General features: G+C 73.8%; 19 protein-coding genes and 1 pseudogene. 14 read left to right on the top strand and 6 right to left on the bottom strand.

What is annotated here, in order from left to right:
• Nucleotides 1-13 precede the first annotated feature (13 nt).
• Together manB and ACZ7LY_RS14910 are read left to right on the top strand one after the other, a co-directional pair.
• Entirely contained in the window at nt 14-1,096 is a 1,083-nt protein-coding gene (gene manB / locus ACZ7LY_RS14915) for a mannose-1-phosphate guanylyltransferase (protein ID WP_471624984.1), read from the top strand.
• A 199-nt stretch (nt 1,097-1,295) separates the two neighbouring features.
• Complete coding sequence (locus ACZ7LY_RS14910) at nt 1,296-2,291, top strand: DNA-3-methyladenine glycosylase family protein (protein ID WP_471624983.1); 996 nt, start codon at nt 1,296-1,298, stop codon at nt 2,289-2,291.
• 86 nt (nt 2,292-2,377) lie between these two features.
• On the opposite strand, the gene ACZ7LY_RS14905 is transcribed toward ACZ7LY_RS14910, so the two are convergent.
• The 3 genes from ACZ7LY_RS14905 to ACZ7LY_RS14895 are packed head-to-tail and all read right to left on the bottom strand — an operon-like array spanning nt 2,378 to nt 5,173.
• Nucleotides 2,378-3,670 (bottom strand): coenzyme F420-0:L-glutamate ligase, encoded by a 1,293-nt coding sequence (locus ACZ7LY_RS14905; RefSeq protein WP_471624982.1) that lies wholly within the window; start codon nt 3,668-3,670, stop codon nt 2,378-2,380.
• Nucleotides 3,667-4,635 carry a 2-phospho-L-lactate transferase gene (gene cofD / locus ACZ7LY_RS14900; protein ID WP_471624981.1) on the bottom strand — a complete coding sequence of 323 codons (969 nt, stop codon included), beginning with the start codon at nt 4,633-4,635 and terminating at the stop codon, nt 3,667-3,669. The genes ACZ7LY_RS14905 and cofD overlap by 4 nt, the downstream gene beginning before the upstream one ends.
• 43 nt (nt 4,636-4,678) lie before the next feature.
• The gene (locus tag ACZ7LY_RS14895; RefSeq protein WP_471624980.1) at nt 4,679-5,173 is read right to left on the bottom strand and encodes a cysteine dioxygenase; all 495 of its coding nucleotides are present in this window, start codon (nt 5,171-5,173) and stop codon (nt 4,679-4,681) included.
• 842 nt (nt 5,174-6,015) lie between these two features.
• Between ACZ7LY_RS14895 and ACZ7LY_RS14890 the strand changes: the two genes are divergently transcribed.
• From ACZ7LY_RS14890 to ACZ7LY_RS14880, 3 genes are all read left to right on the top strand, one after another.
• Nucleotides 6,016-6,279: a WhiB family transcriptional regulator gene (locus tag ACZ7LY_RS14890; protein ID WP_018533570.1), complete on the top strand. Its 264-nt coding sequence runs from the start codon at nt 6,016-6,018 to the stop codon at nt 6,277-6,279.
• Between the two features lie 219 nt (nt 6,280-6,498).
• A complete protein-coding gene (locus ACZ7LY_RS14885) occupies nt 6,499-10,248 on the top strand; it encodes a glycosyltransferase family 2 protein (protein ID WP_471624979.1) in 3,750 nt (1,249 codons plus the stop codon).
• On the top strand, nt 10,245-11,732 hold the full coding sequence (locus ACZ7LY_RS14880) for a DUF5719 family protein (RefSeq protein ID WP_471624978.1): 1,488 nt from the start codon (nt 10,245-10,247) through the stop codon (nt 11,730-11,732). The genes ACZ7LY_RS14885 and ACZ7LY_RS14880 overlap by 4 nt, the downstream gene beginning before the upstream one ends.
• A 24-nt stretch (nt 11,733-11,756) precedes the next feature.
• On the opposite strand, the gene ACZ7LY_RS14875 is transcribed toward ACZ7LY_RS14880, so the two are convergent.
• A complete protein-coding gene (locus ACZ7LY_RS14875) occupies nt 11,757-12,290 on the bottom strand; it encodes a metallopeptidase family protein (protein ID WP_471624977.1) in 534 nt (177 codons plus the stop codon).
• A gap of 258 nt (nt 12,291-12,548) precedes the next feature.
• Here ACZ7LY_RS14875 and ACZ7LY_RS14870 point away from each other — a divergent pair, with 258 nt between their 5' ends.
• From ACZ7LY_RS14870 to ACZ7LY_RS14845, 6 genes are all read left to right on the top strand, one after another.
• On the top strand, nt 12,549-12,920 hold the full coding sequence (locus ACZ7LY_RS14870) for a DUF3499 domain-containing protein (protein ID WP_471624976.1): 372 nt from the start codon (nt 12,549-12,551) through the stop codon (nt 12,918-12,920).
• Nucleotides 12,921-13,082: 162 nt separating this feature from the next.
• Nucleotides 13,083-14,447 (top strand): phosphomannomutase/phosphoglucomutase, encoded by a 1,365-nt coding sequence (locus ACZ7LY_RS14865; protein ID WP_471624975.1) that lies wholly within the window; start codon nt 13,083-13,085, stop codon nt 14,445-14,447.
• A 374-nt stretch (nt 14,448-14,821) separates the two neighbouring features.
• Nucleotides 14,822-14,989 carry a Trm112 family protein gene (locus ACZ7LY_RS14860; protein ID WP_471624974.1) on the top strand — a complete coding sequence of 56 codons (168 nt, stop codon included), beginning with the start codon at nt 14,822-14,824 and terminating at the stop codon, nt 14,987-14,989.
• Between the two features lie 193 nt (nt 14,990-15,182).
• The gene (locus ACZ7LY_RS14855; protein WP_471624973.1) at nt 15,183-16,310 is read left to right on the top strand and encodes an SIS domain-containing protein; all 1,128 of its coding nucleotides are present in this window, start codon (nt 15,183-15,185) and stop codon (nt 16,308-16,310) included.
• 172 nt (nt 16,311-16,482) lie between these two features.
• Nucleotides 16,483-17,634: a mannose-6-phosphate isomerase, class I gene (manA, locus tag ACZ7LY_RS14850; protein WP_471624972.1), complete on the top strand. Its 1,152-nt coding sequence runs from the start codon at nt 16,483-16,485 to the stop codon at nt 17,632-17,634.
• Nucleotides 17,635-17,727: 93 nt separating this feature from the next.
• A complete protein-coding gene (locus ACZ7LY_RS14845) occupies nt 17,728-18,711 on the top strand; it encodes a cation diffusion facilitator family transporter (protein ID WP_471624971.1) in 984 nt (327 codons plus the stop codon).
• Between the two features lie 387 nt (nt 18,712-19,098).
• Here the strand turns inward: ACZ7LY_RS14845 and ACZ7LY_RS14840 are convergent.
• Nucleotides 19,099-20,154: pseudogene (locus ACZ7LY_RS14840) on the bottom strand (PTS sugar transporter subunit IIA); the annotation flags it as partial.
• Nucleotides 20,155-20,452: 298 nt separating this feature from the next.
• On the opposite strand from ACZ7LY_RS14840, the gene ahcY reads away from it, so the two are divergent.
• Together ahcY and ACZ7LY_RS14830 are read left to right on the top strand one after the other, a co-directional pair.
• Entirely contained in the window at nt 20,453-21,916 is a 1,464-nt protein-coding gene (gene ahcY / locus ACZ7LY_RS14835; RefSeq protein ID WP_471624970.1) for an adenosylhomocysteinase, read from the top strand.
• Between the two features lie 218 nt (nt 21,917-22,134).
• Nucleotides 22,135-22,749 (top strand): hypothetical protein, encoded by a 615-nt coding sequence (locus tag ACZ7LY_RS14830; RefSeq protein WP_471624969.1) that lies wholly within the window; start codon nt 22,135-22,137, stop codon nt 22,747-22,749.
• Nucleotides 22,750-22,792: 43 nt separating this feature from the next.
• Here ACZ7LY_RS14830 and ACZ7LY_RS14825 read toward each other — a convergent pair whose 3' ends face one another.
• Entirely contained in the window at nt 22,793-23,839 is a 1,047-nt protein-coding gene (locus tag ACZ7LY_RS14825; RefSeq protein ID WP_471624968.1) for an RDD family protein, read from the bottom strand.
• Between the two features lie 105 nt (nt 23,840-23,944).
• Between ACZ7LY_RS14825 and ACZ7LY_RS14820 the strand changes: the two genes are divergently transcribed.
• Nucleotides 23,945-24,952: a stage II sporulation protein M gene (locus tag ACZ7LY_RS14820; protein ID WP_471624967.1), complete on the top strand. Its 1,008-nt coding sequence runs from the start codon at nt 23,945-23,947 to the stop codon at nt 24,950-24,952.
• The last annotated feature ends 425 nt before the right edge of the window (nt 24,953-25,377 follow it).

The following is a 25,377-nucleotide window of genomic DNA, read 5'->3' as shown; positions in this document are numbered from 1 at the left end:
GCAGAGACGACAGGTGACAGAAGCGATCCTCCTGGTCGGCGGCAAGGGCACCAGGCTGCGCCCCCTCACGGTGAACACGCCGAAGCCGATGGTCCCGGCGGCCGGCGTGCCGTTCCTCACGCACCAGCTCGCGCGGGCGAAGGCGGCGGGCGTCGAGCACATCGTGCTGGCCACCTCCTATCTGGCGGAGGTGTTCGAGCCGTACTTCGGCGACGGCTCCCGGCTCGGCCTGCACCTGGAGTACGTCACCGAGGTGGAGCCCCTCGGCACCGGCGGCGCCATCCGCAACGTCGCCTCCCGCCTGGACTCCGGCCCCGACGACCCGGTGCTCGTCTTCAACGGCGACATCCTCACCGGCCTCGACATCCAGGCCCTCGTCGACACCCACGAGACCTCCGGCGCCGACGTCTCGCTGCATCTGTCGCGCGTGGAGGACCCGCGCGCGTTCGGGCTCGTGCCCACCGACGACTCGGGCCGCGTCCAGGCGTTCCTGGAGAAGCCGCAGACGCCCGAGGAGATCGTCACCGACCAGATCAACGCGGGCGCCTACGTCTTCCGCCGCTCGGTCATCGACGCCATCCCGACGGGCCGCCCGGTCTCCGTGGAGCGCGAGACGTTCCCCGACCTGCTCGCGTCGGGCGCCCACCTCCAGGGCATGGTCGACTCCACGTACTGGCTGGACCTCGGCACCCCGCAGGCGTTCGTCCGCGGCTCCGCCGATCTCGTGCTCGGTCTCGCGCCCTCCCCGGCGGTGCCCGGCCGCTGCGGCGAACGGCTCGTGCTCGACGGCGCGAAGGTCGCCGCCGACGCGAAGATCACCGGCGGCACGGTCGTCGGCGCCCGCGCCCTGATCGGCGAGGGCGCGCGGATCGCCGGGTCCACGGTCCTCGACGACGCCGTGATCGAGCCCGGCGCGGTCGTCACGGACTCCCTGATCGGCAGGGGCGCCCACATCGGCGCCCGCAGCGTCCTGGACGGCGCGGTCATCGGCGACGGCGCCCGCGTCGGCGCGGACAACGAGCTGTGCTGCGGCGCCCGCCTCTGGTGCGACACCGAGCTGCCGACCCGCGCGATCCGCTTCTCCCCGGACCAGTAGCCCCGCCGCCCCGGCACTCCGGCGCCCGGGCCCCGCGCTCCCGCCCCGGGGGCCGGGGCCCGTCGCCGTATACGGAAGTCCCGGGCCGCCCGCGCGAGCGCCCCGCACCCCCTACCCTCGTAGGGACACACCCGTACGGCACCCCCGTACCGCACACCCCGCACACCGCACACCGCACACCCTCAGAACCCCAGGACCCGTGGCCGGCCGTCGCTTCCCCTCCGCCTCCTCCGTCCCCGCGCCCCGCCCGACCCCGGGCCCCGCGGCGGCGGACACGCGCGTACGGACCCGGACCTACGTCCCCGCCGCGCCCCTGCACCTCGGGCTGACCCTGACCCCGCTGCGTCGGGGGCCCGCCGACCCCACCTTCCGGGCCACGCCCGACGGCGCGTTCTGGCGGGTGAGCCGCACCCCGGCCGGGCCCGCCACGCTGTGCGTGACGCCGGGACCGGACGGATCGGTGCGCGGGCAGGCGTGGGGGCCGGGCGCCGACTGGTTCCTCGACCGGATGCCGGAGCTGCTGGGCGCGGCCGACGACCCGGAGCCGTTCACCCCGCGCCACCGGCTGCTCGCGCACACCGCGCACCGCCGCCCCGGCCTGCGCCTGACGCGCACCGGCCTGGTCCTCGAATCGCTGATCCCCTCGATCCTGGAGCAGAAGATCACCACCGACGAGGCGTACCGCGCCTGGCGTCGGCTGCTGCACGCGTACGGGGAGGCCGCGCCGGGCCCGGCGGGCGAGCGGCTCGGCATGCGGGTGCCCCCCGACCCGTACACCTGGACCCGCGTCCCGTCCTGGGAGTGGCACAAGGCGGGCGTCGACGACAAGCGCGCCTCGGCGATCCTGCGCGCCGCCCGCGTCGCCCCGCGCCTGGAGGAAGCGGCGGCGATGGACCCGGCCGCCGCCCGCGCCCGGCTCGAACTCGTCCCCGGCATCGGCCCCTGGACCTCCGCCGAGACCGTCCAGCGCACCCACGGCGCCCCCGACGAGGTCACCACCGGCGATCTGCATCTGCCGGGCATCGTCGGCTGGGCGCTGGCCCGCGACCGCGACGTCACCGACGAGATCATGCTCGATCTGCTCGCCCCTTACGCGGGCCAGCGGCACCGGGCGGCCCGCCTGATCCTGCTCAGCGGCGCCGCGCCGGCCCGCCGTCAGCCGAAGATGCGCAAGGTCGACATCGCCCGCTGGTGAGCCGCGACGCAGCCGCAGCCGCAGCCGCTGAGCCGCAGCGCCGCGCAGCCGCCGAGCCGCCGCAGCCGCTGCCCCGCGGAAACCCGCTAGCGGACCTCGATGAAGTCCGCCGCCTGCCGTTCCGGGCGCGGGCCCGGCTCCCGCGCCGGGTGGCCGACGGCGACCGCGCCCATGGGGTCCCAGTCGCCGGGAAGCCCGAGCACCTCGCGCACCACGTCCCGGCAGAACATCGTGGAGGACACCCACGCCGAGCCGAGCCGCTCGCCCGCCAGCGCCACCAGGAAGTTCTGCACCCCGGCGCCGGCCGCGACGACGAACATCTCCCGCTCGGCCGCGTCCCTGCGCGCGTCCCCGTACGTGTGGGAGCCGTCCATGACCAGGCAGGGGACGACGAGATAGGGCGCGTCGCGCAGGACGTCGCCGCGCCGGACCCGCTTGGCGATCGACTCCTCGCTCTTGCCGTCGCGCCGCAGGTCCGCGATCCACGCGTCGCGCATCGCGTCGAGCAGCCGGGTCCGCGCGTCCGCGCTCTCAAGGAGCACGAACCGCCACGGTGTCGTGTGGTGCGGGGCGGGCGCGGTGACGGCGGCGGCGACGGCCCGGCGCACGGCCCCCGGGTCGACCTCCTCGTCGGTGAACGCCCGTACCGTGCGCCGCAGCGTGACCGCTTCCCGTACGGCCTCGGAGGTGCCGAGGCGGAACATGTCGTCGCGCGCCCCGCGCACCAGCTCCCGCGCCCCGCCCGCGCCGCCGAGCCGCGCCGGGTCGAGGCCGCGCACGACGGCGACGGGCAGCCCGGCCGCCTTGCCCTTGACGAGGTCACCGGCCCCGGCGAGCTGGTCGGCGGTGGCGACGAGGGTCGCGGAGAGCGGGTTGCCGTGGGCGTCGGTGCCGCCGCGCAGGTCCTCCAGGACGCGGACGCCCGCGGCGCCGATGGCGATGTCGGTCAGGCCGTTGCGCCAGGGGCGCCCGAAGGTGTCGGTGAGGATGACGCCGACCTCGACGCCGAGCGCGTCCCGCAGCCCGGCGCGGATCGTCTCGGCGGACGCGTCGGGGTCCTCGGGCAGCAGCAGCACGGTCCCGGCGGGCGTGTTGGAGGCGTCCACGCCGGCCGCCGCCATCACCAGGCCGTGCCGGGTCTCCACGATGCGCAGCGGACCGCGCCGGGCGACGACCCGTACGGTCTCCGCGTCTATGGCGGCCTCCCGGTCGCCCGCGTGGACGAGACGGCCCTCGGCCTTCGAGACGATCTTGGAGGTGACGAGGACCACGTCCCCGTCGGCGAGCCCCGGTTCGGCGGCGGCGATCAGCTTCGCCAGGTCGTCGCCCTCGCGCACCTCGGGGATGCCGGGCACGGCCCATACGCGCAGTCCGCTCACGCGCCGCGCACCTCCTCGGCCAGCTCAAGCGCCTCGCGGGCCATGGCGGCGGCGGCCGTGCCGGTCTCGGGGTCGGTCATCATCAGCGGTACGGCACGGCAGCGGATGCCGGCCTTCTCCACGCGCGCGACGGCGTCCTCGTCGCGGGTGTCCACGAGCCAGCCGTCGAGGAGCCCGGCGCCGTAGTGCTCGGCGACGGCGGCGGCGCTGGACTCGACGCCGACGGCGGCGAGGACCTTGTCGGCCATGCCGCGCACCGGGGCGTCGCCGACGATGGGGGAGAGGCCGACGACGGGCGCGCCCGCCTCCGCGATGGCCTCCCGGATGCCGGGCACGGCGAGGATGGTGCCGACGCTGACGACGGGGTTGGACGGCGGGAAGAGGATGACGTCGGCGGCGGCGATGGCCTCCAGGACGCCGGGCGCGGGCGTGGCGTGCTCGGCGCCGACGGGCACGACGGCCTCGGCGTCGACGCCGGCGCGCATCTTCACCCAGTACTCCTGGAAGTGCACGGCGCGCCGCTCGCCGTCGACGGTGACCGCCACATGGGTCTCGACGCGGTCGTCGGACATGGGCAGGAGCCGGACGCCGGGCTGCCACCGCTCGCACAGCGCCTCGGTGACGGCGCTGAGCGGGAACCCGGCGGCGAGCATCTGCGTACGGACGATGTGGGTGGCGAAGTCGCGGTCGCCGAGGCCGAACCACTCGGGTCCGACGCCGTACGCGGCCAGCTCCTCCTTGACGGTGAAGGACTCGTCGGTCCGCCCCCAGCCCTGCTCCTCCTGGATGCCGCCGCCGAGCGTGTACATCACGGTGTCGAGGTCCGGGCAGACCTTCAGCCCGAAGAGATGGATGTCGTCCCCGGTGTTGCCGACGACCGTGATGTCCGCGTCGGGGGCGGCCAGTTTGAGACCGCGAAGGAACCGGGCACCGCCGATGCCGCCTGCCAGAACCACAATGCGCATGCGCCCAGCATCGCAGGCCGGGCGGGGTGCGCGGCAGGCGGTCTCAGGACGTGACCGGTTCGGCGACCGCGCAGGCGGCGGTCCGCATCGGCATCTCGGTCAGGCCGGGGAAGTAGACGTGCAGGCTGACGGCGCCGTCGAGGGAGTCGTTGGCGATGTCGTGCACGGAGCCGGGCGCGTACAGGCGCTGCGTCCCGGCGCGCAGGGTGCGGGTGCCGCGCGGTGAACGCTCCGTCAGTTCGCCCGCGAGGACGGTCAGTACGCCCGAGGAGCGGCCGTGGTCGTGGGGGCCGCTGCCCTGCCCGGGGACCCAGGACAGCAGCCAGACCTCGTAGCCGGGGCCGGTGCGCAGGCGGTGGTACCAGCGGGTGGTGGCGTCGTAGCGGACGAGGTGCGCCCACTGGGCGGGGTCGGCGGCGAGGGCGCGGGCGAGCCCGGTGAACTCGGCCACGGTCTCGGGGTGTTCGCGGGCGGGCCGCAGCAGGTGCGGCACTTCGAGGAGGTCGCCGGCGATCTGGAGGTCGCTGTCGCTGTTCATGGAGTGTGGGTGGTCCTCGGAGTGGGGCGTACGAGAGGGGGTACGCGCGGCCTGACAAGGAGGTACGGGTGGTGCGGGAGATGCGGGCCGCGCGGGGCAGGTCGTGGGGTGCGCGCGGGCCGCGGCGGGCGCCGGGCGAGGGCGCCGGTGGGCGCCCGGTGACGGGCCGTCATGCGGTGCCGGGGTGCGGCGGGCGACGGGGCGGTGGCGCGGGAGGCGTCAGGGCCGGTCGCGTGCGGTCGGAGCCGGAGGCTCGACGACTCAACAGCAGGAACAGGAACAGCTACAGCGCGCGTGGGCAGCGGCGACGGACCGAGCGGTCCGGGTCGTCACGAGTGCCAAGTTCACGAGCATGCCCACCAGCACACCGGTTCATGCGTCCCGTGTCAACTCATTGTCCGGATTGCGAGATATGTTTCACCTCATCCGGTATCTCTCGCAGGCGAAAGGTTTGTGCAGGCGTGGGAGCGGACATGTGGGGCACCAGTCCGGTGGGTAAACGCCGTTGCGATCCTGTGATCCGAATGTGATCCGGTTCGCTTCTGCGGGCCCTCCGGAACGTGATCAAACTCCGCGGCGTCCTTCGTTGTAGTGGTTTTGCGAGGGATGGAGAGGGTGAGCGAGGGCTCGTCCGGGCGGATGGGCCGGTGGCAAGTGTCACGGTTTTTGCCGATTTGAACACTTTCCGCATAGGCTTGGTTCCGCAGAGTGAATAAGGGGCCCAATAGCAGATCTCGGCTTGACTGCCCCGGATCGGCACACTTGTAATTTCACTCGTGTCGTTCAGCCGAAATCGGTAACGGCAACATCACGGGGACGCACGGACAGACGAGGGGCGCACTATGACCGAGTCGTTTACGGACCTGCTGGTCGAGGACGCGGAAGAGGAACTCGGCTGGCAGGAGCGCGCACTGTGCGCCCAGACCGACCCCGAGTCCTTCTTCCCCGAGAAGGGCGGCTCCACCAGGGAGGCCAAGAAGGTCTGCCTTGCCTGCGAGGTCCGGTCGGAATGCCTGGAGTACGCGCTCGCCAACGACGAACGGTTCGGCATCTGGGGCGGCCTGTCGGAGCGTGAGCGCCGCCGGCTGAAGAAGGCCGCGGTCTGAGCCAGGTGCCCGGCCGGGACCTCACCCGGCCCGGCCGCGCGGCCCCGAGCCGATCCCCGAACAGGCGTGGTGCGTACGGCCCGTCGCAGGTGGTTGTCCACAGGCGGCGGGCCGCTGTGGTTGTCAGCCGTTAGTGTGGGGCCCCGTCCGAGTCGCCTCGGTGTCCCCAGCGGACGCAGGCGTCCACCGCAGTCCAGACGAACCGGGGCCCGTACCTCGATGTCCGTGCACAGCCACTCGGCAGGCCAGTTCGGCGCTGCCGCAGCCGCGTTCAACCCGGGGCACGCAGCGGGGTCCGACCCGAGCGGCGCCCCCGCCCACCCCAGGCATGTCGTCACCGCCGTCCTCGTCTCCCACGACGGCTCCCGCTGGCTGCCCGACGTCCTGTCGGGCCTGCTCGCCCAGGAGCGCCCCGTGCAGAACGCGGTGGCGGCCGACACCGGGAGCGCCGACGACTCCGCCGCCCTGATCGGCGCGGCCCTCGGCGACGAGCGCGTCCTGCACCTCGCCCGCCGCACCGGCTTCGGCCAGGCCGTCGACGAGGCCGTGCGCGGCGCCGGCGTCCTCGGCCCCGAGGAACTGCCGTACCTCAAGCGCCCCAGCGGCTGGGACCCCGTCAGCCGCAGCTGGCGCGACGACGCCTATGACCTGCCCGACCTGCCGCACGGCGACCCCGTGCAGTGGCTGTGGCTGCTGCACGACGACTGCGCCCCCGACCCGGACGCCCTCGCGCAGATGCTGCGCGTCGTCGACGCCGAGTACGAGGCCGGCGCCGAGGTCGCCGTCGTCGGACCCAAGCTGCGCGGCTGGTACGACCGCAGACAGCTCCTCGAAGTCGGCGTCTCCATCGCCCGCTCCGGGCGCCGCTGGACCGGCCTCGACCGCCGCGAGCAGGACCAGGGCCAGCACGACCACGTGCGCCCCGTCCTCTCCGTCTCCACCGCCGGCATGCTCATCCGCCGCGATGTCTACGAACAGCTCGGCGGCTTCGACCGCAAGCTGCCCCTGATGCGCGACGACGTCGACCTGTGCTGGCGCGCCCAGGCCGCCGGGCACCGCGTCCTCGTCGCCCCCGAAGCCGTCGTCCGGCACGCCGAGGCGTCCTCGCGCGAGCGCCGCACCGTCGACTGCGTCGGCCGCACCGCCACCTCCCCGCACAAGGTCGACAAGGCCGGCGCGGTCTACACCCTCCTCGTCAACGCGCCCGCGGCGGCGCTCCCCTGGACCCTGGTCCGGCTCGTCGTCGGCACCGTCCTGCGCACCCTCGCCTACCTCGTCGGCAAGGTGCCCGGGCAGGCGTTCGACGAGATCACCGGGCTTTTCACGACCCTGCTGCGGCCCGGCCGCGTCCTCGCCGCCCGCAAGGAGCGCGGCCGGGGCGCCGTCGACCCGAAGGAACTGCGCCCGCTGTTCCCGCCGCCCGGCGCGACGCTCCGGCTCACCGTCGAGCAGGTCGCAGGCAACCTCTTCCGCGGCTCCGACCCCGAGACCACCACCGCGGGACGGCACGGCGGCGGCGGCCTCGAAGGCCCCGGCGACGACGAGTTCGTACCCGTCGAACGCTTCGCACGCCTCAAACGCCTCGCCCGCAACCCCGCCCCGCTCCTCTTCGCCGCCCTGCTGCTCGTGTCGCTGATCGCGTGCCGCGCCCTGCTCGGCGGCGGCGCCCTCGCGGGCGGCGCGCTGCTGCCCGCGCCCGCCGCCGCGTCCGACCTGTGGGCCCGCTACATCGACGCCTGGCACGCCACCAGCACCGGCGGCACCCAGGCCGCGCCCCCCTACCTCGCGCTGCTGGCGACGCTCGCCACCGTCCTGTTCGGCTCCACGGGCCTCGCCGTCACCGTCCTCCTGGTCGGCTCGGTGCCGCTCGCCGGCATCACCGCCTACTTCGCGTCCCGGCCGCTGGTCACCTCCCGGCTGCTGCGCGCGTGGGCGGCCGTCGCGTACGCCTTCCTGCCCGCGACCACCGGCGCCCTCGCCGGCGGCCGCATCGGCACGGCCGTCCTCGCGGTCCTGCTGCCGCTCATCGCCCGCGCCGCCCTCGCCGCGTCGGGCCTGACGAACGCGCGAGGCGTGCGCGGCAGTTGGCGTGCCACCTGGGCGTTCGCGCTGCTCCTGACCATCACCACCGCGTTCACACCGATCGTGTGGCCGATCGCGGCCGTGCTGTGCGTCGCGCTGCTCGCCGTGCGCCGCACCGACCTCGTCGCGTACGGGCCCCGGGTCCTCGCCGCTCTCGGCACCCCGCTGCTGATGCTCGCCCCGTGGTCCCTCTCGCTGCTGCCCACCGGCTTCTTCACCGAGGCAGGACTGCCCTACGGCAAGGGCAGCGCCTCCGCGCTCGGCCTGCTCGGCGCCTCGCCCGGCGGCCCCGGCACCACCGGCAGCCTGCTGCTCATCGGCATCGTCCTCGCCGCGCTCGCCGCGCTGCTGCGCCAGGAGCGCCGCCTCGCCGTGCTCGCCGCGTGGACCGCCGCCCTCGTCGCGCTCGTCTTCGCCGTCCTCGCCGACAAGTCGGCCTGGGCGGGCCCCGCGACCCTCGTCTACGGGCTCGCGCTGCTCGCCGCCGCCGCGCTCGGCGCCGACGGCGCCCGCTCCCGGGTCGCCGAGCAGAGCTTCGGCTGGCGCCAGCCGGTCGCCGCCCTCATCGCGTTCGCCGCCGCCGCCGGCCCGCTGCTGCTCGCCGCCGGCTGGATGATCGCCGGCGCCGACGGCCCGCTGGAGCGCCGGGACCCGGTCCAGGTCCCCGCGTTCGTCGCCGAGGAGGCCGGCACCCGCGACCAGGCCCGCACCCTCGTCCTCGCCGGCGACACCGGCCGCGTCTCCTACTCCCTGGTGCGCGGCGCGGGCGCCCGCCTCGGCGACGGCGAACTGATCGACGCGGCGGGCCGCAACGCCCGCCTCGACAAGGTCGTCGCCAACCTCGTCGCCGGGTCCGGCGCCGACCAGGCCGACCAGCTCGGCGGTTTCGCCGTCCGCTACGTCCTCGTCCGCGACGGCGCCCCACGCGCGATGAGCCGCGTCCTCGACGCCACCCCCGGCCTGACCCGGCTCAGCCAGCAGGACGGCACCGCGCTGTGGCGCGTGGACCGCCAGGTCGCCCGCGCGGTCGTGCTCCCGAAGGCCGACGCCGGCTCCACCTCCGACGCCGCCCAGGCCGTCGCCGCGGGCCCCGTCGAGATCCACACCCGCGTCCCCGGCGGCCCCCAGGGGCGCGTGCTGCGCCTCGCCGACCAGGCCGCCGACGGCTGGAGCGCCACCCTCGACGGCAAGCCGCTGACCCGCACCACGATCGACGGCTGGGCCCAGGGCTTCGAACTGCCCGCCACGGGCGGCACCCTCGACGTCACCTACGACGCCCCGCTCACCCACACCCTCTGGCTGTGGGCGCAGGGCGCGCTCGCCGTCGTCCTCGTGGTCCTCGCCCTGCCGGGCCGCCGCAAGGACGTCGACGACGACCTGCCGGAGGAGCCCGCTGTCCCCGCCCAGCCCGTCGCGGGCGAGGGCCGCCGCGCCCGCCGCCTGCGCGCCCAGGCCGAGGCGGAGGCGGACCAGGCGGCGGCCGGTACGGAGGCGCCCCCCGCGCCCGATGAGCAGGCCCCGGCCGCCGGCATCCCGCAGCAGCAGTACGGCGAGTGGGAGCACCCCGTGGACGCGGACGCGGGCGCGGGGTACGCCGACGCGTACGCCACGGCCGAGCAGCAGCAGTACCAGCAGGGCGGCTACGGCTACAGCCAGCCGGCCGCCGACCCCTACCAGGGCGGCCAGTACGACCCGTACGCGTACGGCGGCGCCTACGACCCGCAGCAGCAGGCCCCGTACGACCCGCAGCAGGCGTACGACCCGCAGCAGCAGGCCGCGTACGACCAGCAGCAGGGCGGCTACGACCCCGCGTACGACCAGCACGGCCACGGCCACGGCCACGGAAACGGCGCCGGCACCGAGCGCCCCGACGGGAGCCAGCAGTGAACCGCACGACCCTGTCCCTGATCGCCGCCACGACGGTCCTGGCCGCCGTCACCGGCCTCGCCGCCGCGACCACGTCCGACAGCGGCGCCGCCGAGGCGCCCGCCAAGGCCGCCGCCCATCTGCCGGTGGAGCGCTCCGGGCTGCTCTGCCCCGCGCCCAGCCAGTCGGACCTCGCGGAGACCACGTACACCTCGTACACGCCGCCCATGGCCGCCGAGAAGGGCGCCAAGGGCACCGCCTCGCTCAAGGCGGCGGGCGCGGGCGGCTCGTCCAAGTCCAAGGGCAAGCAGGCCAAGGACCCCCTCACGCCCAAGGCGCCCGGCACGCCCGCGACCGGTGACGTCTCCGGCGCCGACGCGCCCGCCCTGATCGGCACCGCCGACGGCGCGCTCGCCCCCGGCTGGACCGTGCAACAGACCACGCGGATCGACGCGGGTGCGGGCCGGGGCCTGCACGGCATCGGCTGCTCGGCCCCGGACACCGACTTCTGGTTCCCGGGCGCGAGCACCGCCGCCGACCGCACCGACTACGTCCACCTCACCAACCCCGACGACGAGGCCGCCGTCGTCGACGTGCAGCTCTACGGGCCCGAGGGCGCCGTGAAGTCGGACGTCGGCGAGGGCATCCAGGTCGGCCCGCACTCCAGCGTGCCCGTGCTGCTGTCGACGCTCACCGACAAGGCGTACCCGAATCTGACGCTGCGGGTGAGCGCGCGCAGCGGCCGGGTCGCCGCCGCCGTCTCCGACGTCGACGACAAGCGCGGCGGCGACTGGCTGGCCCCGGCCGCCGACCCGGCGCCCTCACTGGTGCTGCCGGGCATCCCGAAGGACGCGACGGACGTGCGGCTCGTGGCGTTCGCGCCGGGCCAGGACGACGCGGACCTCAAGGTGCGCCTGGCGACGTCCACCGGCCGGATCGCCCCGGCCGGGCACGACACCCTGCACGTGAAGTCCGGCATGACGGCCACCGCCGACCTCGGCGACGTCACGCGCGGGGACGCCGGTTCGCTGATCCTCACGCCGGCCGAGGGCTCCGCGCCGGTCGTCGCGGCGCTGCGCGTCACCCGGGGCAAGGGCGCGGACCAGGAGACCGCGTTCATCCCGGCGACCCGCGACATCGGCACCCGCGCCACGGCCGCCGACGCCCGCGCCAAGGGCACGACGCTGTCGCTGACCGCGCCGGGTGCCGACGGGACGGTCAAGGTCACCGCGTCGGCGGGCAGCGGGGGCGGCACGCCTGTCACGAAGGAGTACACGGTCAAGGCCGGGACGACGCTCGCCGTCACCCCGCCGGCGCCCTCGGGCCTCAAGGGCTCGTACGCGCTGACCGTGGAGCCGGTCTCGGGCGGGCCGGTGCACGCGTCGCGGATGCTGGCGCAGTCGCAGGACGGCGTGCCCGCGTTCACCATCCAGACGATGCCGGACGACCGGGGCACGGTCTCGGTGCCGGAGGCCGACGAGGACCTGACGGTACTTCAGAAGTAGCTGAGGCGGCGGCCGGCGGGGCGCTCAGTCCTCGTCGTCGTCGCCGTAGCGGGGGTCGACGGTCTCCGGGGTGAGCCCGAGGACCTCGGCGACCTGCTCGACCACCACGTCGTGCACCAGCGCGGCGCGCTCGTCGCGGCCCTTGGTACGGATCTCCACGGGCCGCCGGTAGATCACCACGCGCGCGGGGCGGTCCTCGCGCGCCGGGATCATGCCGCCGAGCGGCACGGTGTCGGCGCCCCACGCCTCGTCCTCGGCGGTCAGGCGGGGCACTTCGAGCACGATGAAATCGACCTCGGCGAGCTGCGGCCAGCGCCGCTCCAGCCGCTCGACCGAGTCCTGCACCATGTCGGCGAACGCCTCGCCGCGGCTCGTCGACAGGGGCACCTGCGGCGGCGCCACGGGTCCGCGCATGCCCCGCCCGTGCCGGTCGCGGCGGCGCGGCGGGCCCGGCTGCCCGAGGGGGCCCGGCGGCTGACTGTCTGGCCTTTCCATCACCGACGCAGCGTAGTCCTCCCGGGCGCCGGGCGAGGCGCCGCCCGCATCGGAACGCCGCATGTCATTTCCTGACCGATCAAGCCAATCTCGGGCTTGAATCCACATCTCTCCGGGACCGTTGATCTCGCGGCAATTGATGTGATTTCAACCGAGTGGTGACCGCTTTCAACAGCGCCGAGGGGCGCACGGCCCCGCTTCCGCCCAGGTCACGGGCGCCCCGTCGCAGGCCGGTGTGCGCCGTCTCACACCGCGACACGGTGGGGTGACCTAGGGGAGAGTCGTCGCGGCCCGCTCAAGAGTGCGGTACCGTCCAACGTCGTGAGCCCTGTACGTCGCTGTTCGCGCACCGCCTGCGGCCGCCCCGCCGTTGCGACGCTGACGTACGTCTACGCCGACTCGACCGCGGTCCTCGGCCCGCTCGCGACCTACGCCGAGCCCCACTGCTACGACCTGTGCGCCGAGCACTCCGAGCGCCTCACCGCGCCGCGCGGCTGGGAAGTGGTCCGGCTCTCCGACGCCACGGGCCCGAGCCGCCCCAGCGGCGACGACCTCGAAGCCCTCGCCAACGCGGTACGGGAAGCGGCCCGCCCCCAGGAGCGCGCCGCCGAAGCGGGCGGCGGCCGGGGAGCGGACCCGCGCGAGGTCGCCCGCCGCGGCCACCTCCGCGTCCTGCGCTCCCCGGACAACTAGGCCGTCCCCTGCGGGCGATGCCCTGGACCCCCTCCTCTGGACCATGCCCTTCGGACCGTGCCGTCCGGACCATGCTGCCCTCCGGGCCTCCATTACGCCGTTCGTACGCTTTGCCCAGGTAGTTTGTGGGGTCCGAGTAGGACTCCAGGAGGGCTGGGCGGCGTGGCTGCTGATCTGTCGACGATCGTGAAGGCGTACGACGTGCGCGGGGTGGTCCCCGACCAGTGGGACGAGGAGCTGGCCGCCCTGTTCGGCGCCGCGTTCGTCCGGGTGACCGGCGCGGACGCCATCGTCGTCGGCCACGACATGCGGCCCTCATCGCCCGGCCTGTCCGCCGCGTTCGCGCGCGGCGCCGCCGCCCTCGGCGCGGACGTCACCGAGATCGGCCTGTGCTCCACGGACCAGCTCTACTACGCCTCCGGCGCGCTCGGCCTGCCCGGCGCCATGTTCACCGCGTCGCACAACCCGGCCCAGTACAACGGCATCAAGATGTGCCGCGCGGGAGCCGCCCCGGTCGGCCAGGACACCGGCCTCGCCGACATCCGCCGGCTCGTCGAGGAGTGGAGCGGGACGGGCGCGCCCGAGCCCGCCGAGGTCCCGGGAACGGTGACGCGGCGCGACACGTTGAAGGACTACGCGGGGTACTTGCGCGGCCTCGTCGACCTGACCTCGGTACGCCCCCTGAAGGTCGTCGTCGACGCGGGCAACGGCATGGGCGGGCACACCGTCCCCACCGTCCTCGCCGACCTGCCGCTCACGCTCGTCCCGATGTACTTCGAGCTGGACGGCACCTTCCCCAACCACGAGGCGAACCCGCTGGACCCGGCGAACCTCGTGGACCTCCAGGCCCGCGTCCGGGCCGAGGGCGCCGACATCGGGCTCGCCTTCGACGGCGACGCCGACCGCTGCTTCGTCGTGGACGAGCACGGCGATCCCGTCTCGCCGTCCGCCGTCACCGCGCTCGTCGCCTCCCGCGAGCTGGCGAAGAACGGCGGCACGGGCACGATCATCCACAACCTCATCACGTCCTGGTCCGTGCCCGAGGTCGTCAAGGAGCACGGCGGCACGCCCGTACGCACCCGGGTCGGCCACTCCTTCATCAAGCAGGAGATGGCCACCACCGGCGCGATCTTCGGCGGCGAGCACTCCGCGCACTACTACTTCCGCGACTTCTGGAACGCGGACACGGGCATGCTCGCCGCCCTCCACGTCCTCGCGGCCCTCGGCGAGCAGGACGGCCCGCTCTCCGCCCTCGTCGCCTCCTACGACCGCTACGCGGGCTCCGGCGAGATCAACTCCACGGTCGCCGACCAGTCCGCGAGCCTCACCGCGCTGAAGTCCGCGTACGCCGGCCGCGAGGACGTCACCCTCGACGAACTCGACGGGCTTACCGTCACCGCCGCCGACTGGTGGTTCAACGTCCGCCCCTCCAACACGGAGCCCCTCCTCCGCCTCAACGTCGAGGCCCGCGACCGCACCACGATGGAACGCGTCCGCGAGGAGGCGCTGACCCTGATCCGGGGCTGACGGTGCCTCTGGCCGGGGGCGGGCGGGGGTGGGGGAGGCGTGCGGTTCCCCGCGCCCCTGAGGTGGCAGCCCCGTCGGGTGGGTTCTTCGTCTGACGGTCGCGTCGTGGCTGGTCGCGCAGTTCCCCGCGCCCCTGAGGGAGCGGGGGCCACCCCCAGCTCCCCTCTCAAGCCCCTCCGGCGCTTGAGGAGCGGGGTTCGGGGCGGAGCCCCGTGGCGTGGAGGTCCGCACCCTCACCCCGACACAACCGGCCCCCAAAAAAACCCCGCCCCCAAAAAAACCAGGCCCACCAATCACCCGCCCCACCCCCCAGGCCCCGGCGGTACGCTGACCGGGTCGGAAAGACACAAACCGCCACCCCGAAGGGAACCCCCATGCCGCTCGAAGCCGGCCTCCTGGAGATCCTCGCCTGCCCGGCCTGCCACGCCCCCCTCGAAGTGGCGGAGACCGAGCTGATCTGCACCGGCAAGGACTGCGGCCTGGCCTACCCGATCCGCGACGACATCCCCGTCCTCCTCGTGGACGAGGCCCGCCGCCCCTGACCCCAGGCCCGCGCCAAGCGCACCGCCCGAGGCCGGCGCCCAGCACAAAGCGCACCGCCCCGCGCCAAGCGCACCGCCCGAGGCCCAGCGCCCGCGCAAAGCCCACCGCCCCGCGCCCAGCGAACCGCCTGCCCAGGCCCAGCGAACCGCCTGTCCAGGCCCAGCGCCCAGCGCCCCGCGAGGAAGGCCCGCCATGTTCGACGAAACGCTCCTGGACGATCCGGACGCGCTGGCCAGGGCGGACCGCCGCGGCCTGCTCCGGGGCGCGGCGGAAGCCGGCGCCCGCGTCCGCACGGCCGCCCGCCACGCCGCGGACGCCGGCATCGCCGAGCTGAAACCCGAGGGCAGGCCCCGCGCCGTCCTCATCGCGGGCCCGGGCACGGCGGGCATCGGCGTCGCGGAGTTCATCGGCCGCCTGGCGGGCGCCGCCAGCCCCGTGATCCGGCTGCGTTCGACCGGCGTCGCCCCCGCCCCCGGCGCCCTGCGCTGGGAACTGCCGGGCTGGGCTGGCTCCGTGGACCTGCTCCTGATCGCCACCCCCGACGGCACCGAACCCAGCCTCTCCCTCCTGGTCGAACAGGCGTACAGGCGCGGCGTCAGCGTCGTCGCCGTCTGCCCCGAGGGCGCCCCGCTGACCGAGGCGGTGGCGGGCGCGCACGGCCTCTTCGTACCGATGGCGACGGCCCCGTACGAGCAGGACGAACCGGCCGCGGCCTCCGCCCCCGGCGCCCTGTGGGCCCTGCTCACCCCGCTGCTGGCGCTGCTCGACCGCACCGGCCTGCTCAGCGCGCCCCCCGAGGACCTGGAGAGGGTCGCCGACCGCCTGGACCGCACCGCCGAACGCTGCGGCCCCGCCACCGCCACCTACGGCAACCCCGCCAAGACCCTCGCCGCCGAACTCGCCGAGGCCCTGCCCCTGATCTGGACCGAGGGCGCCGCCGCGGGCCCCGCGGGCCGCCGGTTCGCGGCCGCCCTCGCCGAACTCGCGGGCCGCCCCGCCCTCGCCGCCGACCTGCCCGAGGCCATGCCCGCGCACGGCGCGCTCCTCGCCGGCGACCTCGCGGCCGGCGCCGACCCGGACGACTTCTTCCGCGACCGCGTCGCCGAGTCCCAGGCCCTGCGCGCCCGCGTCGTCCTGCTCCGCGACCGCCCCGCCGGCGGCCTGAGCGCCGCGCCCGCCGCCCGCGAACTCGCCCTCACCCACGGCACCGCCCTCAGCGAGCTGGAGCCCGAGGAGGGCAGCGACCTGGAGACGCTCGCGGAACTGATCGCCGTCACCGATTTCGCCGCCGTTTACCTGGGCCTCGCCGCGATGGCGTGAGCTGGGCCCCGCCCCCAGGCCCCGCCCCCAGACCCCGCCCCTAGGCCCCGCCCCCAGGGACACCGACCCGGGCCCCGGACCCCCGGGCCCCCGCCCAGGGACCCCGTACGCACGACCGCGCGCCCCCACGCCCCCCCCTCAGCGCAAGACAGACCGGAAGACAGATAGATCCATGGACCGCCTCACCAACACCGTCCGCCCCTACGCCTGGGGCTCCACCACCGCCCTCCCCGCCCTCCTCGGCACCGAGCCGACCGGCGAACCGCAGGCCGAGATGTGGATGGGCGCCCACCCCGGCGCCCCCTCCCGCACCGACCGAGGCCCCCTCGACCAGGTCATCGCCGGCGCCCCTGAGCGGGAGCTGGGGGAGCGGGCCGTGGCCGCGTTCGGCCCCCGCCTGCCGTTCCTGCTCAAGCTGCTCGCCGCCGGCGCCCCCCTCTCCCTCCAGGTCCACCCCGACCGCCGCCAGGCCGAGCAGGGCTACGCCGACGAGGAGGCCCGCGGCGTCCCCCTCGACGCGCCCGAGCGCAACTACAAGGACGCCAACCACAAGCCCGAACTGATCTGCGCGCTCACCGAGTTCGACGGCCTGTGCGGATTCCGCGCCCCCGCCGACGCGGCCCGCCTGCTCGAAGGGCTCGGCGTCGACAGCCTCAAGCCGTACGCGGACGCCCTGCGCGCCCGCCCCGAAGAGGCCGCCCTGCGCGAGGTCCTGACGGCGATCCTGACCGCCGACGGCGACGCGATGTCCCGTACCGTCGCCGACGCGCACGCCGCCGCCGACCGCCTCGGCGGCGAGTACGCGGCCTACGCGGGCATCGCCCACCACTACCCCGGTGACCCCGGTGTCATCGCCGCGATGCTCCTCAACCACGTACGGCTCCAGCCCGGCGAGGCCCTCTACCTCGGCGCCGGTGTCCCGCACGCCTACCTCGACGGGCTCGGCGTCGAGATCATGGCCAACTCGGACAATGTGCTGCGCTGCGGCCTCACCCCCAAACACGTCGACGTGCCCGAACTCCTGCGCATCGTCCGCTTCGAGGCCACCGACCCGGGCGTGCTGCGCCCCGAGGCGGCCACGGACGGCGAGGAGGTCTACGACACGCCGATCGACGAGTTCCGCCTTTCCCGGTTCGTGCTCGCAGAGGCCGCCGCCCCCCGCGACCTGAGCCTCGACCGCCCGCAGATCCTGCTCTGCACGGCGGGTTCCGTCCGGGCCGGTGACCTCACGCTCGCGCCCGGAGAGTCCGCGTTCGTCCCGGCGGGCGAAAAGGCCGAAGTGTCTGGGGACGGCACGCTTTTCCGGGCGACCGTCGTGGCCTGACCGCCGCCTCGTACGTCCCGTGCTGCAACAATGACCCACCGCTGCACGGGACGTACGGACGTCGTCACGCCACGAAGGGACACCGGGAACAACATGAGTGCTTCAGGCGGAGCCAAAGCCATCATCGCGGCGCTCGCCGCCAACCTCGCCATCGCGGTGGCGAAGTTCGTGGCGTTCCTCTTCAGCGGCTCCTCGTCGATGCTCGCCGAGGCCGTCCACTCGCTCGCCGACTCCGGCAACCAGTTCCTGCTCCTGGTCGGCGGCAAGAAGGCCCAGCGCGAGGCCACCCCGCAACACCCCTTCGGCTACGGCCGCGAGCGCTACATCTACGCCTTCCTCGTCTCCATCGTCCTCTTCTCCGTCGGCGGCATGTTCGCCGTCTACGAGGGCTACGAGAAGATCAAGAACCCGCACGACCTCGAACACTGGTACTGGCCGGTTGGCGTCCTCGTCTTCGCGATCCTCGCCGAGGGCTTCTCCTTCCGCACCGCCATCAAGGAATCGAACGCGCTGCGCGGCAAGCTGAGCTGGGGTCAGTTCATCAAGCGCGCCAAGGCGCCCGAGCTGCCCGTCGTGCTCCTGGAGGACTTCGGCGCGCTCATCGGTCTCGTCCTCGCCCTGCTCGGCGTCGGCCTCACCCTCGCCACCGGCGACGCCGTCTGGGACGGCATCGGCACCCTCTGCATCGGCCTGCTGCTGATCGCCATCGCGCTCGTCCTCGCCGCCGAGACGAAGTCGCTGCTGCTCGGCGAGGCCGCCGGCGTCGACGAGGTCAAGAAGATCGAGGAGGCGGTCGTCGACGGCGACACCGTCACCGGCCTCATCCACATGCGCACCCTGCACCTGGGCCCCGAGGAACTCCTCGTCGCCGCGAAGATCGCCGTCCAGCACGACGACACCGCCGCCGAGGTCGCCCGCGCCATCGACGCCGCCGAGGCCCGCATCCGTACGGCGGTGCCCATCGCGCGCGTCATCTACCTGGAGCCCGACATCTACAGCGAGACCGAAGACGCCAAGGGCCCCGACCCCGAAGCCACCCCCGGCGGCCCGACCCCCCACCCGACCCCGGGCCACTGACCCCCTCCCCGCCCCGAGCCCCCGCCGCACCCGACGGGGGCTCACCCGTGCACGGGCTCCGCGCACGCAGTGCGCACCGAAGGGGCGCGGGGACCTGCGCGACCAGCCCCCACCGGCCCGCAGGCGACACGTTCACCTGCGTACGGGCTTTGTGAGCACCTGCGTTCACCCGCGTACGGCCTTTCCGACCACCGGCGTACGGGCTTACCGCTCACCGGCGTGCGGGCCGCCTTCCGCCCACCCGTGTACGGCCCTGCCGGCTCACCCCGCGTGCGGGCGCCCGCCGCCTAACTCGCGTACAGGCCACCGGAGGTGACGGCGCCCCCGAACACGAGCGCCGCCCGCTCACTCCACCTCCGTCACTCCACCCCCGTCACTCCACCCCCATCACTCCACCTCGGCGAGGACCTCCAGCACCTGCGGGGTCCCGGGCGCCGCCGCGAGCCGCTCGCGGAACCCGGTGTCCATCAGCTTCCGCGACAGCAGCGCCAGGATCCGCAGATGCTCGTCACCGGCCGCCGCCTCCGGCACCGCGATCATGAACATGAGCTTCGCCTTCGTCCCGTCGAGCGAGCCCCATTCGACCCCCTCGGCGGACCGGGCGAACGCCACGACCGGAGCCGTCACCGCGTCCGTCTTGGCATGCGGGATGGCGATCTCCTCGCCGAGCCCGGTCGTCCCCTGCTCCTCCCGCCGCAGTGCGGTCCGCACCAGCTCGTCCAGATCGACGACCCGGCCGCTACGGTCGAGCAGCGCGGCCAGCTCCCGGATAGCCGCCTCCTTCTCCCGCGAGGCGAGGGCGACCTCGACGGTGTCCCCGGTCAGGTACCCGGACAACACGCCCCCGGAGCGAGCCGAGACCCCGCCCGCCTCCGACACCCGGCCCGACTCCGACGCCCCGCCCGCCTCGGACACCCCGCCCGCCTCGGACGTCCCGGCGCTGCCCGCCGCCGCCCCGGCGCCACCGACACCCGCCAAGGCAGGCACCGGCGCCCCCGGCGTCGCCGCCCCCGGCCCCACCCCGCGCCGCTTGCGCTCGGCGAGGTCGACGAGGGTGACCGTCGTCAACGCCGTCACCACCGTGCCGATCGCCACCGCCACGAAGAACATCGGTACGCCCCCGACCGCCCCCAGCAACGCCACGATCGGCCCGCCGTGCGGCACCGCGTCCTTCACGCCGGCCATGCCCGCCACGGCACCGGCGACCGCGCCGCCCAGCATGTTCGCCGGGATCACCTGCGCGGGCCGCGCCGCCGCGAACGGGATCGCGCCCTCCGAGATCCCGAAGCACCCCATGAACAGCGCCGCGAGCCCGGTCTCCCGCTCCTGCTCCCCGTACAGCCGCTTACGGATCAGCGTGGCGAGCCCCTGCCCCAGCGGCATCACCGGGATCGCCGCCGCGCACATGCCCATCACCGTCTGGTTGCCGGTGGCGATGAGACCCCCAACTCTCCCCTTTGCCCCCACCCCCGCACCCGCCCGGCACGGGGACGGGGTGGGTCCGGCTGAGCCGATCGGTGTAGATTCGTCACGAGCCAGACGTCGCTGCTGATGGCGGTCGGGCGCCCCGCACGCCGGGTCGTCCGAGGGAGAGAGGGCCTCCGACGGACTGCGCCGCGTGTGCCCGGGGACTCCTGTGTCCACGGACACCGCAGGTCAGCCATGCGCGCACCCCAGAGCGGGTAGGCGCGCGCCAGCCCACCTCGACCGACCGCAAACTGCACCGAGGAGCAGCTCACTTATGACTTCTGTCGCCAACCGACAGGGCCAGGACTTCAAGGTCGCCGATCTCTCGCTCGCCGAGTTCGGCCGCAAGGAGATCACCCTCGCCGAGCACGAGATGCCCGGCCTGATGGCGATCCGCAAGGAGTACGCCGAGGCCCAGCCGCTCGCCGGCGCCCGCGTCACCGGCTCCCTCCACATGACGGTCCAGACGGCCGTCCTCATCGAGACCCTGGTCGCCCTGGGCGCCGAGGTCCGCTGGGCGTCCTGCAACATCTTCTCCACCCAGGACCACGCGGCCGCCGCCATCGCCGTCGGCCCGAACGGCACGCCGGACAACCCCCAGGGCGTCCCCGTCTTCGCCTGGAAGGGCGAGACGCTGGAGGAGTACTGGTGGTGCACGGAGCAGGCCCTGACCTGGCCGAACTCGCCCACCGGCGGCCCGAACATGATCCTCGACGACGGCGGCGACGCCACCCTCCTCGTCCACAAGGGCGTCGAGTACGAGAAGGACGGCAAGGTCCCCTCGGTCGACACCGCCGAGTCCGACGAGCACCGCGTCATCCTGCAGCTCCTCAACGACACGATCTCCGAGGGCTCCCAGAAGTGGACGAAGCTCGCCTCCGAGATCCGCGGCGTCACCGAGGAGACGACGACGGGTGTCCACCGCCTGTACGAGATGCAGCGTGACGGCTCCCTTCTCTTCCCCGCGATCAACGTGAACGACGCGGTGACGAAGTCGAAGTTCGACAACAAGTACGGCTGCCGGCACTCGTTGATCGACGGCATCAACCGCGCCACCGACGTCCTCATCGGCGGCAAGACCGCGGTCGTCTGCGGCTACGGCGACGTGGGCAAGGGCTGCGCCGAGTCCCTGCGCGGCCAGGGCGCCCGCGTCATCGTCACCGAGGTCGACCCGATCTGCGCGCTCCAGGCAGCGATGGACGGCTACCAGGTCACCACGCTCGACGAGGTCGTGGACAAGGCGGACATCTTCGTCACGACCACGGGCAACAAGGACATCATCATGGCCGCGGACATGGCCAAGATGAAGCACCAGGCCATCGTCGGGAACATCGGCCACTTCGACAACGAGATCGACATGGCCGGCCTGGCGAAGATCCCCGGCATCGTCAAGGACGAGGTCAAGCCGCAGGTCCACACCTGGACGTTCCCCGACGGCAAGGTCATCATCGTGCTGTCGGAGGGCCGCCTGCTGAACCTGGGCAACGCGACCGGCCACCCGTCCTTCGTGATGTCCAACTCGTTCGCGGACCAGACGCTGGCCCAGATCGAGCTGTTCACCAAGCAGGCCGAGTACCCGATCGGCGTCTACACGCTGCCCAAGCACCTGGACGAGAAGGTCGCCCGCCTCCACCTGGACTCGCTGGGTGTGAAGCTGACGACCCTGCGTCCGGAGCAGGCGTCGTACATCGGTGTCCCGGTCGAGGGCCCGTACAAGCCGGACCACTACCGCTACTGAGCACCGGCGCACGCGGCCGGCGGCCCGACCCGCCGGCCCGCAGCGTCCCCGTTCACCGGACAGGCCCCCGCACCCCCGTGCCGGGGGCCTGTCCCGTGTCCGGCCCACCGCTGGCTACGGTGGACTCGTCCTTCGACGCCCGCCCGCACCGCACGCGGTCACGTGCCCGCGCCCGGCGGCGGCCGTCCTCAGGCCAGACAGAGGACCCCACGAACCCCATGCCCCGCGGCCGCTATTCGCTCCACGATCCGCACGATCACACCCCCCTCGGTGAGGAACACTTCCACTGCGCGCCGGGCCCCTCCGGCTGGCGCTATGTCGCCCAACGGACCACCCCCTCCGGCGATCACGCCGGCTCGATCGATCTCGCCCTCGACGAGCTCGGCCGCCCCATCCGCCTCGAACTGCACGCGGCCGGCTGGCAGGTCAGAGGTGCCGCCCTGGACGGCGTCACCTGGGTGCGCACCGATCCGACCGGCGCCCACGCCACCGAAGGAAACGCTCCCGCGCACGCGTTCACGGGCACGTCTCCCGCGTTCCTCGTCGCCACCGTGCGTCTGCTCGGCCTCACCCCCGCTTCCCCCTCGACCCGTGTCCGCCTTCTCGCCCTGACCGATCCCGTGCTGGCGCCACGCACCCTGGACCAGTCCTGGTCGTTGCTGAACAGCGAAGCACACGCCACTGACAACGGACCCCTGATCGTGGACGCGTACCAGGTCACAGCCCTGGACACGGGGGAGCAGCACGCCGTCCACATCAGCGGAGACGTGGTTCTCGCGGCCCCCGGCATCGAGCTGGAGGACCTGGAGACCCCGCCCTCCACATTCCGCTGACCCCCCGCTGCCGCCGCCCGCAGCGTCGCGCCGAAGCGCAGGCTCAGGCGGGCGGCGCGAACCCGGTGGAGGCCGGCGGCTCCTGCGGCGGCGCGGGAGCCGCGGGAGCTGCCGGAGTCGCGGGTGACCCCGCCGGAGCCCCCGGGGCGCCGCACGGCCCGTGCGAGGGCGCGGCGGCAGAGGGCGCCGGGTAGGGCGAAGGTGCCTGGTAGGGGGAGGGCGCCTGGTAGGGGGAGGGCCCCGGGTAGGGGGACCCGGCGTAGGGACCACTCCCGTACGCCCCAGCCCCGTAGCCCCCGTACGCCCCACCGGCCCCGCCCGGCGCCGGCGCCGACGGCCCGCCCGCGCCGAAGTTCCGCTGGAGTTCCCGGGACTGGCGTTCCTGCACGATCGCCGAGAGGAACACGGCGGGCGGCACATCGGCCGGCAGCGGTGCCCCGGTGTGCGCGGCGACGTCCTGCGCGAGCCGCACCGCGACGCCCCAGCCGACCTGCGGGTCCAACTGCCCCATCCGCGTCAGGTACTGGCGCACCGCGAGCCACAGCCCCTCCGGCACCGCCGAGAGGTCCAGTTCCGAGAACCGCCCGACCAGCCAGGGAGGCGGAGGCGGCACGGCGGACGACTTCCCGGCCGGCACTCTCTCCCGTACGACGAGGGTCCCCGCGAAGACGTCCCCGACGCGCCGCCCGCGCGCCGACACCAGCGACGCGATGCAGGCGACGACGCCGAACGTCATGAGGATCTCCACGACGCCGACCGCGCCGCGCACCAGCGCGTGCCGGAACCGGATCGGCCCGCCGTCGTCGCGTACGACGCGCAGCCCGCACGCCAGCTTCCCGAGCGAGCGTCCGTGACTCAGCGTCTCCACGGCGATCGGCACCCCGACCAGCACCAGCAGGAACGTCGCCACGCTCAGCGAGGCCGCGGCAGCGTCGTCCAGCGACGAGGTGGCGGCCACGATCGCCACCGTCACACCGATGTACAGCGCGAACGCCACCGCCAGGTCGATCAGCACGGCCAGCGCACGGCTCGGCAGCTTCGCGGGCCGCAGCTCCAACGCCACGGCCTCGCCCGTCACCAGATCACTCACACCGGCCACCCACCCTTCACGACCTGCCCCAGGAACGGCCAGTCTGCCAAGCTGAGGGCACATCGCGCCGCACAGGTGCCGGAAAAGCGAGGAGCAGCAGACCCGATGGACCTCGATGTCTTCGTGTCCGCCCACCGGGCAGAGTGGGACCGCCTGGACGCTCTGCTGCGCCGCCGCCGCCGACTGACCGGCGCCGAGGCCGACGAACTGGTGACCCTGTACCAGCGCACGGCCACCCATCTCTCGCAGATCCGCTCCAGCGCCCCGGACCCGCGCGTGGTCGGCCGGCTCACGCAACTCGTGGCACGCGCGCGTAGTGCGGTGACAGGAACGCGTCGCGCCTCTTGGCGGGACGTCACGCACTTCCTGACGCGCGGCTTCCCCGCGGCCGTCTACAGGGCACGCCACTGGTGGGTCCCCACCGCGCTCATATCGACGGTCATAGCCGCGCTCATCGGCTGGTGGATAGGCACGCACCCCGAGGTGCAGGCGTCGATCGCGGCCCCCTCGGAACTGCGCGAGATGACGCGCCCCGGCGGCCAGTACGAGACGTACTACTCCAGTCATCCGGCCGCGTCGTTCGCCGCACAGGTGTGGACGAACAACGCGCAGGCAGCCGCCATGTGCCTGGTCCTCGGCGTCTTCCTCGGCCTGCCCGTTCTGTGGATCCTGTTCCAGAACATGCTCAACGTGGGCGTCGGCATCGGCCTGATGTCCTCCGCCGGCCGCCTCGACACCTTCCTCGGCCTGATCCTTCCGCACGGCCTGCTCGAACTGACCGCGGTCTTCGTGGCCGCCGGTACGGGACTGCGGCTCGGCTGGACAGTCATCGACCCGGGCCCGCGCACGCGCCGGAGCGCACTGGCGGAAGAGGGCCGGGCGGCGATCGGCATGGCGATAGGCCTGGCCCTCGTCCTGTTCGTCTCCGGAGCCATCGAAGGCTTCGTCACCCCGTCCGGCCTCCCCACGTGGGCCCGCATCACCATCGGCGTCCTCGCGGAACTCGCGTTCCTAGCGTACGTGTATGTACTCGGCGGACGTGCCGTACGCGACGGCGAGACGGGTGACCTGGGCGCGACGGAGCGCAGCGCGTCCGTGCCGACCGCGGCCTGAGGCCCCAGATGTGCAAGCGGCGCCCGTGAGCTGCTAGTCTCCTCTTCGCCCCGGAAAGACCGTTGACACGGCCGGACTGGGGAGGTAGATTCGAACAGTTGCCCCGAACTCGACAGGGTCGGCAGCAACCGCTAGCATCTAGCTCGCTTCACCGAAATAACATTTCTCGGAGAAGCCCCCTCTGATGAATCAGAAATGACCGCCGGTCAGACCGGCCGAAAACCTCTGATAAAGTCGGATCAGCCGAAAGGCAAAGGCCCTCCAACGGCCACCGGAAATGAAAACCGAACCGGAAACGGAACGGAAAACGGATCTGGTAAGGTTGGAAACGCAAGACCGAAGGGAAGCGCCCGGAGGAAAGCCCGAGAGGGTGAGTACAAAGGAAGCGTCCGTTCCTTGAGAACTCAACAGCGTGCCAAAAGTCA

The sequence above is a fragment of the Streptomyces sp. NPDC107550 genome (assembly GCF_055639095.1).
Note: the sequence above shows the minus strand (reverse complement) of the source record. Positions and strands in the feature narration are given on the sequence as shown.